This window comes from Bacillus sp. NPDC077027, assembly GCF_050269555.1.
Classification (GTDB): Bacteria; Bacillota; Bacilli; order Bacillales; family Bacillaceae; genus Bacillus.
In genome coordinates this window covers 281,321-300,002 of record NZ_JBNNIO010000002.1, presented here as the reverse complement: position 1 = coordinate 300,002, position 18,682 = coordinate 281,321, and the positions used below count along the sequence as shown (strand labels likewise).

Here is an 18,682-nt window from a genome sequence, read left to right as displayed (position 1 = left end):
AAAATAGATAGAGGGAGGGGAGACATATGAGCCTTAGATTGCTGCAAGAACAGTCACTCAAGCCAGTGCTCACACAAGAACTCAAGCAAGCCATTACACTGCTGCAATATAACGGTACAGAGCTAATGGACTATATTGATCAACTATCGCTTGAAAACCCTCTGATTGAGCGAAAAGACACGCAAAGCTCTCAACCAGTTTATCATAAAAAGGCAAAGGAACGAATCATCGAACCACATCGTGCTTTTCAGCAAGAAAGTTTACAAACATACTTATTAAGTCAGGCACTAGACCTTAGCTTCAGTCAAAGACAACAAAGGATTTTTCACTATTTCATCCATTCTATTGATTCAAATGGTTATCTGCACGATGACATCCAAGACATGTCAGAAGAACTAGATGTATCGCTGGAAGAAACAGAAGCTGTCCTTCATCATCTGCAATCATTAGAACCCGCTGGTATCGGTGCAAGATCGCTGCAAGAATGTATTTTGCTTCAGCTGAAAAGACAACCTGAACGTAATGCTCAAGCAGAGCTTGTGATTTCAGAGCACTTTTTTCTATTTGCGAGAAAAGCATGGAAGGAGATCTCCGCGAAAACAGGCTGTACCTTACAAAAACTTCAACAAATCCAGGATGAAGTAGCGAATCTTGAACCAAGACCTGGACTTCGTTTTTCAAATAGGGAGCAACACATTTATATCGAACCTGATGTTTCTATTTCTGTGCATAAAGATCAAATAACGTTTGAACTGAATAGTCGATCTTTCCCAGATATTGAAATAAACAGCTGCTATGCTTCCATGCTTCAGGAGAGAAAAAGAGATGAAACAGGCACGTATTTAACGGAAAAGCATCAACAGTACAATTGGCTAGTCAGTGCCCTAAAACAGCGAAAACAAACAATGTCAAAGGTTGTTCGTGAGATTATCTTACAACAAACTGATTTTTTTCTAACAGGGAAACATAAAATGAAACCGCTTACGATGAAACGTGTAGCAGATGCACTCCAAGTCCATGAGTCAACCATAAGCAGGACTGTCAAAGGAAAAACGATGCAAACCCCCTATGGACTGTTTGAAATGAAGCAATTTTTTCAAACAAGACTGGAAGGACATTCCTTAGAGGAGGCCTCCGGATACACAGTAAAGACGCATCTATCTGAGCTAATTCAATCAGAAAATAAGGAGAAGCCTTACTCTGATCAAAAACTGACGATACGGCTTAAGGATACCTTTGGCATACATGTATCTCGGAGAACGATTGCAAAGTACAGAGAACAAATGAACATTCCATCGTCTACCATGAGAAAACGCTATGACTAAAGAAGAAACATGCCCTGAAAGTGAAGGCATGCTTCTTTTTTTATGGAATCATCCATCCGAGAAAAGATGCTGGAAAAATGTGATTGAACAGATGAGAAAAAGGAGAAATACACTATGTTTCACTGCGAAACGAAATAATTCTGCTTCTTTGCCTACTATTCCAACGGCAGCATAGGCAACAGCAATGGATCGAGACGAGATATTTTACCTGTCACACCCTCAGATGAATTCACTATGACCGCTAGTACATGGTCTATGTGGACTTTAGGTGCTATTATCATAAGGTTATCTAATCATCAGATGACTATTTGCTTTTTTAGAAAAAGAAAAAACAACCCTTTTTGTTAAAAATTGAAAATACAACAAGTCTGATCGGAGTTTCTAGGGGTAAGGTATAATATAGGGCATAAACCGAAAAGTAGTAACAATGGATATGAGGTGAAATCATTTGAAATTTAAACAAATAAAAACCAAAAAAATATACGAAGAAATTGCGGATGCACTAGTAGCGTCCATTCGAAATGGCGAACTGATTCCTGGTGAAAAAATAGATTCCGTTCAAGCATTGTCTGAGAGCTTTCAAGTGAGCCGTTCCGCAGTAAGAGAGGCACTATCGGCATTAAAAGCCATGGGATTAATCGAGATGAAGCAAGGAGAAGGTACTTATGTGAAACGCTTTGAACCAGGACAGCTCACCTTTTCTTTGTCTCCAGCATTTCTCATGAAACAAAAAGATGTAGCTCAGTTGCTTGAAGTCAGATCCATCATTGAGACAGGTGTCGTCAAAAAAGCGGCGATGAATCGAACAGAGGATGACCTTCTTCGATTGTTTGACGCGCTTGAACAAATGAACCAAGCTGAAAATCACCAAGAAATTGGGGAAGAGGCAGACCTAGCCTTTCATTTAGCATTAGCAGAAGCGTCTCAAAATCATTTGTTAAAAGAATTAATGAATCAGGTCTCTGCCCTTCTAATTGAAACGATGCGTGAAACGAGAAAAATCGTTCTGTTTTCACAAAAATCATCCGTACGCCAGTTATATGAAGAACATGAACAAATCTTTCAAGCGATTCGTCTAAAGCAGCCAGAAGAAGCAGAAAAAGCCATGATGGTTCACTTAGAAAATGTAGAACGACTGCTTGCTGATTTTTTCAAGGAACCATGTGGAGAAGGCGAACAATAAGCTGTGTCATTATTGGCACAGCTTTATTTTCTGCGTGAAATGGCTAATTTTTTCATGCGATATTGTAAGCTTTGTCTACTCATTCCTAATAAATCGGCAGTTTGTGAAATGTTGAAGTCTAGTTTTTCTAAGTAATGAAGAATATACTGCCTCTCAAAGCGTTCAATTTGTGTTTGGAAATCAGCCGAATGCTCTGAACTTGTATAAAAAAATGCTTCTGATTGGGCATGAGGATGTGCAGTAGCTGTATGTACAGGTGGCTGTTCTTCTTGCTTCAATCGGAAATGGTATGGGAGGTGATTTAGGCTTAACAAATCTTCATCCATCATCATATTCATCCCTGCTTCAATGACATGTTCAAGCTCTCTCACGTTACCGGGCCAGTTGTATGATTGAAAGAATGAGAGTACTTCAGCATCCGCTGCCTTCACCTTCATTTGGAATAGTTCATTATATTTTTTGATAAAATGCTGAACAAATATCGGAATGTCTTCTTTTCGTTCAGCTAGTGGTGGGATAAATAGTGTCACAACCCCTAACCGATAAAATAAATCTTTTCTCATTCTGCCACCAGCAATGGCATCCACAGGATCTTCATTCATATTGGCAATGACCCGCACATCAATTGGCATATCCTTTGTGCTACCAAGTCTTCTGACTGTTTTTTCTTGTAAGACGCGCAATAGTTTTGCTTGTAGTGTCGGATTCAGTGAATTCATTTCGTCTAACAGCAAAGTTCCTCCTTGCGCCTGCTCAAAGAGTCCAGCCTGATCTGCCGCACCTGTAAAAGCTCCACGTTGTGTACCGAATAATAAGCTTTCGATCAAATTATCTGGAAGGGCTGCACAGTTTTGCGAAATAAACGGACCAGAGGAACGGCTACTGCCATTATGAATGCTTTGAGCGAATAGCTCCTTGCCTGTACCTGTCTCACCAACGATGAGTACATAAGAAGAGGTACGTGTCGCACGTTTTGCGTGCTCAATGACCTCTGTAAATGCAGGGCTACTCCCTATAATAGATTCGAACGTAAAACGTGTATTGCCTTTTTTCTTCATATTATGTTGAATGAGGCGCTCAAACTTTGTCACATCATTAGAGATTTCGAAAGCTCCTTTTATTACACCATCCCTAACAAGCGGATATGTATGGTTAATCGTCGTAATCTCTTTTCCATTGTAATTATGATATGTCTGCTTCGCGTGAACGGTTTGTTTGCCATTTCTCAGGGCTTGAACGAGTGTACTATGGGTTTCATCTTGGAAAACGAAGAGATCTAGCACATTTTTATTGAGAACATCCGATTTTTTTAATGATTCGATCTCGACCATTTTTTTATTATAGATCACCGTATTTCCATGTTCATCAATGGCATGGACACCGACATCAATTAAATCAATCATTTTCTTATATAATTCAATTTCATCCTCGAGCTTTGCTAGCCGGTCAACCTGTTGATATTCCATACAATGGCACCTCCTTGTTTCAGCCTTATTGTACATCAGTTTCTTCTTTATAAGATGAATTATTTTGCACTCTTATGAAAAATAATTTTGCATATGCATAAATAATTTGCACCTGAATGTTGGGTAAATGGTAGTAAGAGTAGATAAAAAAAGTTGGCACAGTCCTTGCATAACATAATAAGTGAGAAGCTTTTATAGATGGCAAGTATCATCGAGGAGGAATAAGAAATGACTCAAACAAACCAAATTATCGAACAAACTGAACTTTTTGGCGCTGCAAACTATCATCCGCTACCGATCGTTATTGCAGAAGCGGAGGGTGTATGGGTCACTGATCCTGAAGGCAATCGCTATATGGATATGCTAAGCGCGTATTCAGCTGTTAACCAAGGTCATCGTCATCCACGCATCATTCGTGCATTAAAAAAACAAGCGGATCGTGTGACATTAACATCAAGAGCATTCCATAATGATCAACTTGGACCATGGTATGAAAAGATCTGTACATTAACGAATAAAGAAATGGCACTACCGATGAATACAGGTGCTGAAGCTGTTGAAACAGCGATTAAAGCCGCACGCCGCTGGGGCTATGAAGTAAAGGGAATCGAAGAAGATCAAGCTGAAATCATTGCTTGTGTTGGCAACTTCCACGGTCGAACAATGACAGCCGTTTCTCTTTCTTCTGAAGCAGAATATAAAAGAGGATTTGGTCCGATGCTTCCAGGTATTAAGCTTATCCCTTACGGAGATATTGATGCACTACGTGAAGCGATCACTCCTCGTACGGCTGCGTTCCTCATTGAGCCAATTCAAGGCGAAGCCGGAATCGTCATGCCGCCAGAAGGTTTCTTGAAACAGGCAAAAGAAATATGCACGAATCATCAAGTGTTGCTGATTGCCGATGAAATCCAAGTAGGTTTGGCGCGTACTGGAAAAATGTTTGCCTGTGATTGGGAAGATGTAGAGCCTGACATGCTGATATTAGGAAAAGCATTAGGCGGTGGTGTATTTCCAATATCATGTGTTGTCGCCAATCAAGATATTTTAGGTGTATTTAATCCTGGTTCACACGGATCTACATTTGGAGGAAACCCGCTCGCTTGTGCAGTATCGATTGCATCCCTTGATGTATTAATTGATGAACATCTCGCTGATCGTTCACATGAACTTGGTGAATATTTGAAAAGCAGACTTTCACAGATTCAAAACCCTGTCATTAAAGAAGTAAGAGGACGCGGACTGTTTATTGGAATGGAATTAACAGAAGCGGCAAGACCTTACTGCGAAAAATTAAAAGAGGCAGGTTTGCTTTGTAAGGAAACGCATGATACCGTTATTCGTTTTGCACCTCCATTAACGATTTCCAAAGATGACTTAGATTGGGCAATTTATCAAATTGAAGCCATTTTTCATGTGTAATGCCCAACAAGGGAGAACGTGAAACGATTCTCCCTTCTCTTTTAAGGGAATGGAGAAATTTGTCAAACGCTAATCTTCTAAGTAAAAAGAAGAGTGGAAGTGGGGGGGCATGTTGAAGCATCAACAACACAGTGAACTAGAACGTTCCATGAAAAGCAGACACCTGTTTATGATTGCACTTGGTGGCGTCATTGGTACAGGGCTTTTTCTTGGATTAGGACTGATTATTCATCAAGCAGGATCAGTCGATAGTCCATTTGTCGTTGTCTTAGATAAAGTGGGGATTCCGTATGCTGCGGATATCATGAATTTTATTATCATTACTGCCGTACTCTCAGTAGCGAACTCAGGATTATATGCATCCTCAAGAATGCTTTGGTCACTATCTAAGGATGGGAAAGGGCCTACATTTACGAAGAAGCTGTCGAACCGTAGAATTCCGATCAACGCTCTTCTAGTCACAATCAGTGTTTCGGCACTTTCTTTATTGACAAGTGTTGTTGCACCTAAGACAGTTTATGTATGGCTGATTTCAATTTCATGTATGGTGCTTGTAGTCGTGTGGATGTCTATTTGTCTTTCGCAATACTTCTTTAGAAGAAAATTCATCAAAGATGGAGGCAATGTGAATGACCTTGTTTTTCGTACACCTCTATATCCATTTGTACCCTTAGCAGGCTTTATCTCTTTTGGCATAGTGCTTATCAGTTTATTTTTCATCGAAGATCAGCGAATTGGTCTGTACTGCGGGATTCCATTCATTATTGCTTGCTACATCACTTATAATCTGAAAATAAAACCGAAGCTTGAAGCAGAAGAGAGTTTAAAAGAACAAGAAGCGATGTCAAAATAAAAAAAGGTGCAGGCTGACATGTATGAGCCTGCACCTTTTTTTTATTTTTTTCATTATATATAAAATAAAGTGATTTTTTCGAAAAAAAAATAAAATGAAAGAAATCCTTTAGCCAAGCCGTCTTATCGTGAAAATGTGTCTATTTTTTGTCAACAAGTGTTTCTTAGAGTTGAAAATGCAAGATTCTCCTGTTAAAATAACTAAAGAAAGCAGAGTTTGATTTTTTTTGGCTGTGGCGGGACTCTTTTTGTCACAGTGGGACATTTTTCGTCCAACTAGCAGAGAAAGGGACGTTAAGCCATGAATGAATTAATAGAAGCTCAAAAAAAATTATTGCCAGATCTCCTCGTTGTTATGCAAAAACGCTATGACATTTTGCAGTACATCAGGTTAGCAGAGCCTATTGGTCGCAGGAGTCTTGCGGCAAGCCTTGGCATTAGCGAACGCATTTTAAGGGCAGAAGTACAATTCTTAAAAGAGCAAAATTTGCTTGATGTCAAAACGAGCGGCATGATGCTAACGAGTGAAGGCCATTCTTTGCTGGAAATGCTAGAGGACATGATGAAAGAAGTTTTAGGTTTAACGTTTTTAGAAAATACCTTAAAGGGAAAACTAGGCCTAGAAGAAGTCATTATTGTTTCTGGCGACAGCGACGAGTCCCCATGGATTAAACAAGAAATGGGAAGAGCCGCTGTGCAATGTATGAAAAAGAGATTTTCTGGAAATAATATCGTCGCCGTCACTGGGGGAACGACGATGGAGGCTATTGCCGAGATGATGACACCTGATTCCAAAAATCGTGACATCATGTTTGTACCAGCACGAGGTGGTCTTGGAGAAAACGTGAAAAATCAGGCAAACACGATTTGTGCCCATATGGCTGAAAAAGCCTCCGGTACTTACAAATTGCTGTTTGTTCCAGGGCAACTGTCAGAAGGTGCTTACTCTTCTATTATTGAAGAGCCATCCGTAAAGGAAGTGCTTCAAACGATTAAGTCTTCCACTATGCTCATTCATGGAATCGGTGAAGCAAAAACAATGGCGATGCGTCGTAACACACCAGCAGAAGATTTACGCAAAATTGATGAGCATGACGCAGTCACAGAAGCGTTTGGCTATTACTTTAATCGTGATGGCGAAGTCGTTCATAAGGTGCACTCTGTCGGTATGCAGTTAGATGATTTGGAGACCATTCCAAACATTATCGCTGTTGCAGGAGGCTCATCAAAGGCTGGGGCTATTGAAGCTTATTTCAAAAAACCCCGCCGCACGGTTCTCATCACAGATGAAGGAGCCGCTAAGCAGTTATTAAGGGAGTCAATTGATCCCTCAATATAAAATTCTCTTACCTATTAAAAGGAGGAAATGATCATGGCAGTAAAAGTTGGTATTAACGGATTTGGACGTATTGGACGTAATGTATTTCGTGCAGCATTAAATAATTCTGAAGTTGAGGTAGTAGCGGTTAACGACTTAACAGACGCTAACATGCTTGCACACCTTTTACAATATGATACTGTTCATGGAAAACTAGACGCTAAGGTTTCTGTAGATGGAAACAATCTAGTCGTGAACGGAAAAACAATTCAAGTAACAGCTGAACGTGACCCTGCTAAATTAAGCTGGGGAGAGCAAGGCGTTGAAATCGTTGTTGAATCTACTGGATTCTTCACAAAACGTGCAGACGCTGCAAAACACTTAGAAGCTGGCGCTAAAAAAGTCATCATTTCTGCACCTGCAAACGAAGAAGATATTACAATCGTTATGGGTGTAAATGAAGACAAATATGATGCAGCTAACCATCATGTCATCTCTAATGCATCTTGTACAACAAACTGCCTAGCTCCATTTGCTAAAGTACTTAACGATAAATTTGGTATCAAACGCGGTATGATGACAACTGTTCACTCATACACAAATGACCAACAAATTCTTGATCTTCCGCACAAAGACTACCGTCGTGCACGTGCAGCTGCGGAAAACATCATCCCTACATCTACTGGAGCTGCAAAAGCAGTATCTCTAGTATTGCCTGAACTAAAAGGTAAATTAAACGGTGGCGCTATGCGTGTTCCAACACCTAACGTTTCTCTAGTTGACCTTGTAGCAGAATTAAACAAAGATGTAACGGTTGAAGACGTAAACGCAGCTTTTAAAGAAGCAGCGGAAGGCGATCTTAAAGGGATTCTTGGCTACAGCGAAGAGCCACTAGTATCTAGTGACTATAATGGGAATGCAAACTCTTCTACGATTGATGCACTTTCTACAATGGTCATGGAAGACAGCATGGTGAAAGTCATCTCTTGGTACGACAACGAGAGCGGATATTCTCATCGTGTAGTTGATCTTGCAGCTTACATTGCAAAAAAAGGCCTTTAATCTCTAACACTGACGGAACTTACTTGGTTCTTTCATAGAGAAGCGATATAATGAAGACGGACAAGGGAAGGGGAAGCATCCCTTTCCCTTTTTCTCTATATTTATCCGATCTGCACGATTTCCCGTTTTGATGAGGGCGAAATGGGAAAAGGATAAAAGGAGACCATGCTTCAGAACACAAGAAACCAGAATAAAGGAGGATCTCCTGACGAGCATGAATAAAAAATCAGTTAAAGACATCGACGTAAAAGGCAAAGTCGTATTCTGCCGTGTAGATTTCAATGTTCCGATGAAGGACGGAGAAGTCACGGATGATACAAGAATCCGCGCAGCATTACCGACGATTGAATATTTAACAGGACAAGGCGCAAAAGTGCTACTTGCTAGTCATTTGGGTCGTCCTAAAGGTCAAGTAACGGACGAACTTCGTCTTACACCAGTTGCCAAACGTTTGCAAGACCTTCTTGGTAAAGAAGTGAAAAAAGCAGACGAAGCATTTGGTGAAGAAGTGAAAAAGCAAATTTCCGAGTTAAAAGATGGAGATGTGCTCGTACTTGAGAACGTTCGTTTCTATCCTGGAGAAGAAAAGAACGATCCTGAACTATCAAAAGCATTTGCTGATTTAGCGGAAATATATGTCAATGATGCCTTTGGTGCTGCACACCGTGCTCATGCATCAACAGCAGGTATTGCAGCATATCTCCCAGCTGTTGCAGGTTTCCTTATGGAAAAAGAACTTGAAGTTCTAGGAAAAGCTGTTTCTAACCCAGATCGCCCGTTTACAGCGATCATTGGTGGTGCGAAAGTAAAGGATAAAATCGGTGTTATTGAAAGTCTTCTTGATAAAGTAGACAACCTTATCATCGGTGGTGGACTTGCTTACACATTCGTGAAAGCACTTGGCCATGAGGTTGGAAAGTCGCTATTGGAAGCGGACAAAGTTGACCTAGCAAAATCCTTTATGGAACGTGCAAAAGAAAAAGGCGTTAACTTCCTTATTCCGACAGATGTTCTGGTAGCAGACGATTTTTCTAACGATGCAAATACAAGCATCGTGTCCATCTCCGAGATTCCAAGTGACTTAGAGGCACTTGACATCGGAACTGAGACAATCAAAACGTATGCTGATGTGATTAAAAAGAGCAAACTTGTTGTTTGGAACGGGCCAATGGGCGTGTTTGAAATCGACGCATTTGCACAAGGAACAAAAGCAATTGCAGAAGCACTGGCAGAAGCAAAAGATACATATTCTGTCATCGGTGGTGGAGACTCTGCGGCAGCTGTTGAGAAGTTCGGTCTTGCAGACCAAATGAGCCATATCTCTACAGGGGGCGGTGCTTCACTAGAGTTTATGGAAGGAAAAGAACTTCCGGGTGTCACTGCATTAAACGATAAATAAGACCAAAACTGCTATAAGGAAGTGTCAATCATGAGAAAACCAATTATAGCTGGGAACTGGAAGATGAACAAAGTCCTAAGTGAAGCAGTCAGCTTCGTTGAGGAAGTAAAATCATCTATTCCATCTCCTGACAAAGTAGAATCTATTGTATGTGCACCAGCACTTTTCCTTGAAAAGCTAAACAGCCTTTCAAACGGAACAGACTTAAAAATCGGTGCACAAAACATGCACTTCGAAGAAAGCGGCGCATTCACTGGAGAGATCAGCCCTGCTGCATTAAAAGATTTAGGCATTGGCTATTCCGTCATTGGACATTCAGAGCGTCGTGAGCTTTTCGCTGAAACAGATGAAACTGTGAACAAAAAAGCACATGCTGCATTTAACCATGGCATTGTCCCAATCATTTGTGTCGGTGAAACGCTTGAAGAGCGTGAAGCAGGTAAAACAAATGAACTTGTGGCAGACCAAGTGAAAAAAGCATTAGCAGGCTTATCTGAACAACAAGTCGCTACATCTGTCATTGCCTATGAGCCTATCTGGGCAATCGGTACAGGGAAATCATCTACAGCCAAAGATGCGAACGATGTTTGTACACACATTCGCCAAACGGTTGCTAGTGAATTTGGTAAGGAAGCAGCAGAAAGTCTCCGCATTCAATATGGCGGAAGCGTGAAACCTGCAAATATTAAAGAATATATGGCTGAGTCTGATATTGACGGTGCTTTGGTAGGTGGCGCAAGCCTAGAACCACAGTCTTTCGTTCAATTATTGGAGGAAGGTCAATATGAGTAAAAAACCAACTGCACTGATCATCTTAGATGGCTTCGGTTTAAGAAACGAAACAGTCGGTAACGCTGTTGAGCAAGCGAAAAAACCGAATTTTGACCGCTACTGGAACGAGTTTCCGCATCAAACATTGACGGCATCAGGTGAGTCTGTTGGTCTCCCTGCTGGTCAAATGGGTAACTCCGAAGTAGGACATTTGAATATAGGTGCAGGACGTATTGTCTATCAAAGTCTCACGAGAGTGAATGTCGCCATTCGCGAAGGAGAGTTTGAGAAAAACGCAACGTTCCTAGAAGCAATGAAGTATGCGAAGGAAAATGACAAAGGTCTACACTTATTTGGACTATTGTCAGATGGTGGTGTGCATAGTCATATCAAGCATCTATTTGCATTACTGAAGCTTGCTAAGCAAGAAGGCTTAACGAAAGTATATATACATGGTTTCCTTGACGGTCGTGACGTTGGTCAGCAAACAGCCAAACTGTACCTCAAACAGCTTGAGGAACAAATCAGTGAAATCGGTGTTGGTGAAATCGCAACCCTTTCTGGCCGTTACTATTCAATGGATCGTGACAAACGCTGGGACCGTGTAGAAAAAGCTTATCGTGCCATGGCATATGGTGAAGGCCCAAGCTACACAAACATCTATGATGTCGTTGACGATTCTTATGAAAATGGCATCTACGACGAATTCGTCATTCCATCTGTCATCACAAGACAAAATGGCGAACCAGTAGCAAAAGTAAGTGATAGTGACTCGGTGATTTTCTACAATTTCAGACCAGACCGTGCGATCCAAATTTCTAACACATTCACAAATGAAGACTTCCGCTCATTTGATCGCGGCGAAGCACATCCGAAGCACTTACACTTCGTGTGCTTTACACACTTCAGTGAAACGGTGAAAGGTTACGTAGCCTTTAAACCTACGAATTTGGATAATACTGTGGGAGAAGTTATTTCTCAAAACGGGCTATCTCAGCTTCGAATTGCTGAAACAGAGAAATACCCTCACGTGACATTCTTTATGAGTGGCGGGCGTGAAGAAGAGTTCCCTGGTGAGGATCGGATTCTCATCAATTCACCGAAAGTGGCTACCTATGATTTAAAACCAGAAATGAGCGCTTACGAAGTCAAGGATGCACTTGTTGAGGACATCAATGCAGATAAGCATGATGCGATTATCCTCAACTTTGCAAACCCGGATATGGTTGGACATTCAGGCATGCTTGAACCAACAATTAAAGCGATTGAAGCAGTGGATGAATGCTTAGGAGAAGTTGTCGACGCAATCCTAGCAAAAGGCGGACATGCCATCATCACGGCAGACCACGGTAACGCAGACGTGCTAGTGACCGAAGAAGGAAAGCCGCATACTGCACATACAACAAATCCTGTCCCAGTGATCGTGACGAAAAAAGGTGCGACCTTGCGAGAGGGCGGAATTTTAGCAGATCTATCTCCAACGCTTTTAGACCTTCTTGGACTTGAAAAGCCGAAAGAGATGACAGGAACATCATTGATTCAAAAATAATAAGCTTGATGAAAAAGGAGAGAATAAACATGCCATATATTGTTGATGTTTATGCACGCGAAGTATTAGACTCTCGCGGAAACCCGACAGTTGAAGTAGAAGTTTACACAGAATCTGGCGGATTTGGCCGTGCATTAGTACCAAGTGGTGCATCTACTGGTGAATACGAAGCAGTTGAACTTCGTGACGGTGACAAAGAACGCTACCTTGGAAAAGGTGTTCTCACTGCTGTAAACAACGTAAACGAAATCATTGCACCAGAGCTACTTGGCTTTGATGTAACAGAACAGGTTGCGATTGACAAATTGTTAATCGAACTTGACGGAACTGAAAACAAAGGGAAATTAGGAGCTAACGCAATCCTCGGCGTATCTATAGCTGTTGCACGTGCGGCTGCTGATTTCTTACAAATTCCGCTTTATCAATACCTTGGCGGATTCAACTCCAAAACACTTCCAGTTCCAATGATGAACATCGTGAACGGTGGAGAGCATGCGGATAACAACGTAGACATTCAAGAATTCATGATTATGCCTGTAGGTGCTCCTAACTTCCGTGAAGCACTTCGTATGGGCGCACAAATCTTCCATAGCCTAAAATCTGTATTAAGCGCAAAAGGCTTAAACACAGCGGTAGGTGACGAAGGTGGATTCGCTCCAAACCTTGGTTCTAACGAAGAAGCACTTCAAACGATCGTAGAAGCGATTGAAAAAGCTGGCTTCAAACCAGGTGAAGAAGTGAAACTTGCAATGGATGCTGCATCTTCTGAGTTCTATAACAAAGAAGACGGTAAATATCATTTATCAGGCGAAGGTGTTGTAAAAACATCTGCTGAAATGGTTGACTGGTATGAAGATATGGTTTCGAAATACCCAATCATCTCAATCGAAGACGGCCTTGATGAAAACGACTGGGAAGGTCACAAACTACTAACTGAGCGTCTTGGCAGCAAGGTTCAGCTAGTAGGAGACGACTTATTCGTAACAAATACGAAGAAGCTTTCTGAAGGTATTAAAAATGGCGTTGGCAACTCAATCCTCATCAAAGTAAACCAAATCGGTACATTGACTGAAACATTTGATGCAATCGAAATGGCAAAGCGCGCAGGATACACAGCTGTGATCTCTCACCGTTCTGGTGAAACAGAAGACAGCACAATTGCGGACATCGCTGTTGCAACAAATGCTGGACAAATCAAAACAGGTGCTCCGTCTCGTACGGACCGTGTGGCGAAATACAACCAATTACTTCGCATCGAAGATCAATTGGCTGAAACAGCACAATACCACGGCATTGCGACATTTTATAACTTGAATAAATAAATGAGACAAAGCACTGTGATTCGCTCTTTCATTAGGGCGAGCCGCAGTGTTTTTTTTATCTATACGATTGCCCTAGCTGACAGCTTTGTTTCATTTGTCACATCCTATTTTTGTAAAAAAACATCCGTCAGAGATGAAACCAGAGACATCCCAATTTATAAGAAATAAATCATGAAAACTCTACTAAAAATATGATCTGAATTGAACTTATGCTTTCTGTATGAAGGTGGTATCGTTTTACATATATTAGGAGGGGTACTGAATCCTTTTAGTCTTCGTTTTCCTGTAGATGTGTATATGTATGTACTCCATCTATTGACGGCCTATGATGAAAGGAAGCAACGAATTCTTACTTTTAAGAACGTACAGAAAAATGCATTTTGGATTTATATCCTTGCGGCTATTTTAAGAATCGTGACAGTTGCAGCATTAATTTGGGCATGCAAAACGTTTGGAAAAGGCTCTAAATTTTTAGGGGAGTTCAAGTTTTTAGGCATGTACATTAAAATCAAATGCGGTTTCTAGCAGGTGATGAGACCCATCATTTGAGCTTTGGTGAGACATTGTATGATCAGCTCATGATCCTAAGAAATGGTGACGTAAAGCTGAATATGACCCGTCAAGAAACGAGTCGGACATTTCATCATCAGTCACTTGAGGACATTTATAAAGAAGTGAATCGAGATTACCATATGCAGGTGGAGAGGTTACTCAATGATTTGGACACGACACGTTCTTCATAAGATAGAGTGGGGTATGCTGACAACGAAAGTAAAGCAGCTCGGAAAAAATACCCTTTACAGCTTTTTTCAGCAGCCGTTTGTTTATTGCTGATGTATTCAAAGTACGTCGTCATGAGCTTGCGCTTTTTCATGCACCTGATGAGTCATCAATTGCTGTTTTTTTCTTTACTGAACACTGTGATGCTACATCCGGCATGCCCAGACGGAAAAAATATCACAGCCAGTTTAAAAGAAATGAAAGGAGAGAGATAGATGATCAAAGTATTTCATTCATTTTCTAGTGGCTTAACGCTAGCGATGCTGTATATATTTGCTGTGTTTATGACCCCAGTATTTTTAATGCTACTAGAGGTTAATCTTGTTGAATCTAGCCCCACTTTGTTTGGCATGCCGTTTTATATCATGAAAATTGACAAGGATCAATTCAGCTCAGAGGAGACCCTTTTTGGATGCGTGGTCTGCTTTCTAGCTGGCGCCGTGCTTTACTTTTTGATTCAATATGTGATTCATATCGTAAAAAAGCGCAGATCATAAAAAAAGCAGGCTGAACAAGAAGTCAGTCTGCTTGAAGAACGAGCGAAAGCCGTACCATATCCATGCACTGAATACCGTTTTCATAGATCGGTTCATCATAATGCTTAAGGAAGAAATCGTGATCGATGGATGTCAGGCGGAAGCCACATTTTTGATAAAGTGCCAGCTGATGAATACTAGAGTTTCCTGTACCGATTTCAATCGTGTGAGCACCGGCCGTTTTGGCTTCAGAAATGGCGTGATGGATCAGCTGTTTTCCAATTCCTTTTCCTTGCCATGTCTCCTTCACAGCGACATTCATTATTTCTACCGTATGCTTGGATAAAGATGAAAGAACATAGACACCGATCATTTCTTGTTCATGAAAGGCGACATAACAAGAGCCGGATTGTACATAGGCAAGAACCTTCTCCTTTGAAGGATCAGCTAATAGCAAAAGGTCCATAGGTACAGATTGATGACGAGACAATGGTTGGATCTGTATCACTTCATTTCATCCTCCCTATTCTTTAATATACCCTTGTTTCACACCCCAATCATATTGGTCCTGCACCCACTGAGAGGGAGGATGATGTGTGACATTCGGGTCTTTTTTGACTTTAGGTGTCTTCGTGGTTTGTGAAGCTGACTGCTTATTCGCTTGAGCAGTTGCTTTCGCTGCTGCCAGCTCTTTTTGAAGCTGGTCGATTTTCACCTCAAGTGCTTTGCGCTGTTTGACTTCCTTTTGATATGCTTTCTTTTTTTCCTTCAACTTTTTTGTGACTGTGGACAGTTTCTTTATTTGAGCATCTATTTCATGCTTCATATCCGTTCCTTTTGACTTTAACTGCATGAGCTGCTGATCGTTCGTTTTGGTTTCTTGCTGATGTTTTTGCTCTGCCGCAGTGAGCGTCTGCTGTTGCCAAACAATCCAGCCAGCTGCGCCTAAAATGACAATAGACATAAGGATGATGGTGATTGTTTTTTTCATGTTCTATTCCCCTTTCTCTAAACTCTATTAACATCGGTTAAAGCCGAACAGGTTTTAACATATCAAGGGAATATTCACGCCAGATTGGCAGACACTATGAAAAAAGGAGGGTGTCTGTTGATTTCCTTTATGATTCATGTCGTTGTGTCATTATTTGCTGTGTCGAACCCAATTGGAAACGTGCCTCTTTTTATCACCTTAACAGAAGACTATACAGAGAAAGAACGGTCCCAGACGGCAAAAAAAGCCATTGTTGTATCTTTTCTTATTTTGATTGCCTTTCTACTGGCAGGCAGGCTCATTTTCAAGTTGTTTGGGATCGATATTCATGCACTCCGCATCGCCGGAGGTATTTTTATTTTTGGTATCGCTTACAATTTGCTGAATGCAAAAGAATCACATGTCCAAAACCCTCATTCGGATGAAAAGGCAGAAAGCAAAGAGAAGGCAGATGTCTCCGTTACCCCGCTGGCGATCCCGATCATTGCCGGACCCGGTACGATTGCCACAGTAATGAGTTTAACCCCAGGAAGTGAGGTATGGCTTCATATGCTTGCGATTCTTATTGGGATTGTCATCGTTCTTGCCATGACCTATTATGCCTTTCATTATTCAAGTTTCATTATGCGAAAAATGGGGAAAACAGAGATGAATGTCGTGACTCGATTGATGGGTTTAATTCTCGCTGTAGTAGCAGTAGAGATGATTGGCGCAGGCTTAAAAGGGATGTTTCCGATGTTTATATCATAAGTGTATATAAAAAAGCTGTTTTTTTCTACATGATGTAAAATAAAACAGCTTTTTTAAGGTTTTGGCACATGCTTAAAAACTTCTTCACTTTCAAAAAATTCAATTAAACGGCTAATCCATTCATAATAATCGAGGCTTTCTTTAATCTCTGATAGAACGAGGTTAATTTTTTCTTCTGTTTCTTGAGTTACATCATTCTGCTCAAGCAATTCAAGAAGCTCTTTACACGTTTTTTTATGGGCTTTTCTGTTTTTGCTGACAACACGAGACCAGTTTGCAGAAAACAATGAAATAAATGTTTGATACTGATCCTGCTCTACATCGTATAAGTCTTTACGAATCCCCTTCTCGTATACCTTTTCGGCAATATTAAAATCAAGCATTTCACGGACCACTTGGCTCATACGTGTTTTGCTCATACCTGTAGCCTCTGATAGCTCTTCTAGTGTCATTGGTTTACGGTTCATATGAATGATGCCCAGCACCCTACCAACTGTAGCGGAAAGGCCGAATGCACTCATGTTCTCTGCAGCTTTTTCAATATAATGGTCTTGTGCTTTTTGAATGGCACCTAACGCATGCTTGTCCACTCTTGGTTTCATCCCTTCAATCAGACAGTTTGTAACACAATATATCATATACCTGTTTGCTTACGAAAACAATAAATATTGAGTAATTGCTAGCTATTTGGAGTAAAAGGGAGATTTCTTGGAATATTAAGACGTTAACTGAAAATTTTAGATAAATGTTATACAATATAAACACATCATAAACTTTTTATTTTATAAAGTTTGCACTATAATAAATAAGGTGTCAATTTTCCGAAAAATATATCCGACTAATTGGAGGTGTCTCGTTTGCTGAAACTAGAGAATGTATCTAAGACATATAAAGGTGGAAAAAAAGTCGTCAAACATATTCATTTAGAAATAGCAAAAGGAGAATTTATTTGTTTTATTGGACCTAGTGGTTGTGGTAAGACAACAACAATGAAAATGATTAATAGATTAATTGAGCCTTCCTCAGGAAAAATTTTCATCGAGGGAGAGAACATCATGAAGAAAGATCCGGTCCAGCTTAGAAGAGAGATCGGTTATGTTATTCAGCAAATTGGACTTTTCCCCCATATGACCATCCAACAAAATATTTCACTCGTTCCCAAATTATTAAAATGGTCAGAAGAAAAACGAAAAGAACGGGCGAGGGAATTATTAAAATTAGTGGGCATGGGACCAGAATTTTTAGAACGTTACCCACATGAGCTAAGTGGAGGGCAACAGCAAAGAATTGGGGTCCTTCGTGCACTTGCCGCTGAACCTCCTCTGATCCTCATGGATGAGCCATTCGGTGCGCTTGATCCTATTACGCGTGACTCATTACAAGAAGAATTCAAAAAACTACAAAAAACATTGAATAAAACCATCGTATTCGTTACACATGATATGGATGAGGCAATTAAATTGGCAGACCGCATTGTCATTTTAAAAGATGGAGAGATTGTGCAAGTAGGGACGCCAGATGATGTGTTAAGAAACCCTGCGAACGAGTTCGTTGAAGAATTTATCGGGAAAGAACGTCTCTTGCAATCCAATCCAGATATGGAACGTGTGGAGCAAATGATGAATACCTCTCCGGTAACCATTACAGTCGAAAAAACATTGACAGATGCCATCTATATTATGAGAGAAAAGCGTGTCGATTCTTTGCTTGTAGTAGATGAAAATCATGTGCTCAAAGGCTACATTGATGTTGAAACAATAGACGCAAATCGTAGAAAAGCAGCATTTGTCGGCGAGATTCTAAACACAGAATTTTATACTGTACAAGAGGGCGCGCTTTTACGAGATACAGTCCGTAAGATTTTAATACGTGGCATAAAATATGTACCGGTTGTCGATGCACAGGGCCATTTGAAAGGAATTGTGACACGTGCAAGTCTCGTAGATGTCGTGTATGACTCTATATGGGGTCAAGATACGCCAGTTGCTAGTGAGTCGAACTAAGGGAGGTGTACAC

General features: G+C 40.7%; 17 protein-coding genes and 2 pseudogenes. 14 read left to right on the top strand and 5 right to left on the bottom strand.

Going from position 1 to position 18,682, the window contains the following annotated elements:
• Positions 1-26 precede the first annotated feature (26 nt).
• Entirely contained in the window at positions 27-1,325 is a 1,299-nt protein-coding gene (rpoN, locus tag ACQKEZ_RS07130) for an RNA polymerase factor sigma-54 (RefSeq protein ID WP_427299619.1), read from the top strand.
• A gap of 40 nt (positions 1,326-1,365) precedes the next feature.
• Here rpoN and ACQKEZ_RS07125 read toward each other — a convergent pair.
• Positions 1,366-1,582 (bottom strand): annotated as a pseudogene (locus ACQKEZ_RS07125) (L-lactate permease); the annotation flags it as partial.
• A gap of 191 nt (positions 1,583-1,773) precedes the next feature.
• Here ACQKEZ_RS07125 and ACQKEZ_RS07120 point away from each other — a divergent pair.
• A complete protein-coding gene (locus ACQKEZ_RS07120; protein ID WP_427299618.1) occupies positions 1,774-2,508 on the top strand; it encodes a FadR/GntR family transcriptional regulator in 735 nt (244 codons plus the stop codon).
• Between the two features lie 23 nt (positions 2,509-2,531).
• Here ACQKEZ_RS07120 and ACQKEZ_RS07115 read toward each other — a convergent pair whose 3' ends face one another.
• Entirely contained in the window at positions 2,532-3,974 is a 1,443-nt protein-coding gene (locus ACQKEZ_RS07115) for a sigma-54 interaction domain-containing protein (protein ID WP_427299617.1), read from the bottom strand.
• 228 nt (positions 3,975-4,202) lie between these two features.
• Between ACQKEZ_RS07115 and ACQKEZ_RS07110 the strand changes: the two genes are divergently transcribed.
• From ACQKEZ_RS07110 to ACQKEZ_RS07065, 10 genes and pseudogenes are all read left to right on the top strand, one after another.
• Positions 4,203-5,396 carry an ornithine--oxo-acid transaminase gene (locus tag ACQKEZ_RS07110; RefSeq protein WP_427299616.1) on the top strand — a complete coding sequence of 398 codons (1,194 nt, stop codon included), beginning with the start codon at positions 4,203-4,205 and terminating at the stop codon, positions 5,394-5,396.
• 157 nt (positions 5,397-5,553) lie between these two features.
• A pseudogene (locus ACQKEZ_RS07105) lies at positions 5,554-6,249 on the top strand (amino acid permease); the annotation flags it as partial.
• A 300-nt stretch (positions 6,250-6,549) separates the two neighbouring features.
• Positions 6,550-7,587, top strand: coding sequence for a sugar-binding transcriptional regulator (locus tag ACQKEZ_RS07100; protein ID WP_427299615.1), 1,038 nt, complete (start codon positions 6,550-6,552; stop codon positions 7,585-7,587).
• A 33-nt stretch (positions 7,588-7,620) separates the two neighbouring features.
• Positions 7,621-8,628: a type I glyceraldehyde-3-phosphate dehydrogenase gene (gene gap / locus ACQKEZ_RS07095; RefSeq protein WP_427299614.1), complete on the top strand. Its 1,008-nt coding sequence runs from the start codon at positions 7,621-7,623 to the stop codon at positions 8,626-8,628.
• Positions 8,629-8,842: 214 nt separating this feature from the next.
• Positions 8,843-10,027, top strand: a complete 1,185-nt coding sequence (locus ACQKEZ_RS07090; protein WP_427299613.1) for a phosphoglycerate kinase — start codon at positions 8,843-8,845, stop codon at positions 10,025-10,027.
• A gap of 30 nt (positions 10,028-10,057) precedes the next feature.
• Entirely contained in the window at positions 10,058-10,819 is a 762-nt protein-coding gene (gene tpiA / locus ACQKEZ_RS07085) for a triose-phosphate isomerase (RefSeq protein ID WP_427299612.1), read from the top strand.
• A complete protein-coding gene (gene gpmI, locus ACQKEZ_RS07080) occupies positions 10,812-12,347 on the top strand; it encodes a 2,3-bisphosphoglycerate-independent phosphoglycerate mutase (RefSeq protein ID WP_427299611.1) in 1,536 nt (511 codons plus the stop codon). Before tpiA ends, gpmI begins: the two co-directional genes overlap by 8 nt.
• Before the next feature lie 29 nt (positions 12,348-12,376).
• Entirely contained in the window at positions 12,377-13,669 is a 1,293-nt protein-coding gene (eno, locus tag ACQKEZ_RS07075; protein ID WP_427299610.1) for a phosphopyruvate hydratase, read from the top strand.
• Positions 13,670-14,214: 545 nt separating this feature from the next.
• A complete protein-coding gene (locus tag ACQKEZ_RS07070) occupies positions 14,215-14,412 on the top strand; it encodes a hypothetical protein (RefSeq protein ID WP_427299609.1) in 198 nt (65 codons plus the stop codon).
• Positions 14,413-14,664: 252 nt separating this feature from the next.
• Entirely contained in the window at positions 14,665-14,946 is a 282-nt protein-coding gene (locus ACQKEZ_RS07065) for a hypothetical protein (protein ID WP_427299608.1), read from the top strand.
• A 22-nt stretch (positions 14,947-14,968) separates the two neighbouring features.
• Here the strand turns inward: ACQKEZ_RS07065 and ACQKEZ_RS07060 are convergent, their stop codons facing one another.
• Both ACQKEZ_RS07060 and ACQKEZ_RS07055 read right to left on the bottom strand, forming a co-directional pair.
• Positions 14,969-15,433: a GNAT family N-acetyltransferase gene (locus ACQKEZ_RS07060; RefSeq protein WP_427299607.1), complete on the bottom strand. Its 465-nt coding sequence runs from the start codon at positions 15,431-15,433 to the stop codon at positions 14,969-14,971.
• Between the two features lie 15 nt (positions 15,434-15,448).
• Positions 15,449-15,916 carry a hypothetical protein gene (locus tag ACQKEZ_RS07055; RefSeq protein ID WP_427299606.1) on the bottom strand — a complete coding sequence of 156 codons (468 nt, stop codon included), beginning with the start codon at positions 15,914-15,916 and terminating at the stop codon, positions 15,449-15,451.
• Positions 15,917-16,033: 117 nt separating this feature from the next.
• On the opposite strand from ACQKEZ_RS07055, the gene ACQKEZ_RS07050 reads away from it, so the two are divergent.
• Positions 16,034-16,666 (top strand): MarC family protein, encoded by a 633-nt coding sequence (locus tag ACQKEZ_RS07050; protein WP_427299605.1) that lies wholly within the window; start codon positions 16,034-16,036, stop codon positions 16,664-16,666.
• A gap of 53 nt (positions 16,667-16,719) precedes the next feature.
• Here the strand turns inward: ACQKEZ_RS07050 and ACQKEZ_RS07045 are convergent, their stop codons facing one another.
• Positions 16,720-17,268, bottom strand: a complete 549-nt coding sequence (locus ACQKEZ_RS07045) for a GbsR/MarR family transcriptional regulator (protein ID WP_427299604.1) — start codon at positions 17,266-17,268, stop codon at positions 16,720-16,722.
• 255 nt (positions 17,269-17,523) lie between these two features.
• On the opposite strand from ACQKEZ_RS07045, the gene ACQKEZ_RS07040 reads away from it, so the two are divergent.
• The gene (locus ACQKEZ_RS07040; protein ID WP_427299603.1) at positions 17,524-18,669 is read left to right on the top strand and encodes a betaine/proline/choline family ABC transporter ATP-binding protein; all 1,146 of its coding nucleotides are present in this window, start codon (positions 17,524-17,526) and stop codon (positions 18,667-18,669) included.
• The last annotated feature ends 13 nt before the right edge of the window (positions 18,670-18,682 follow it).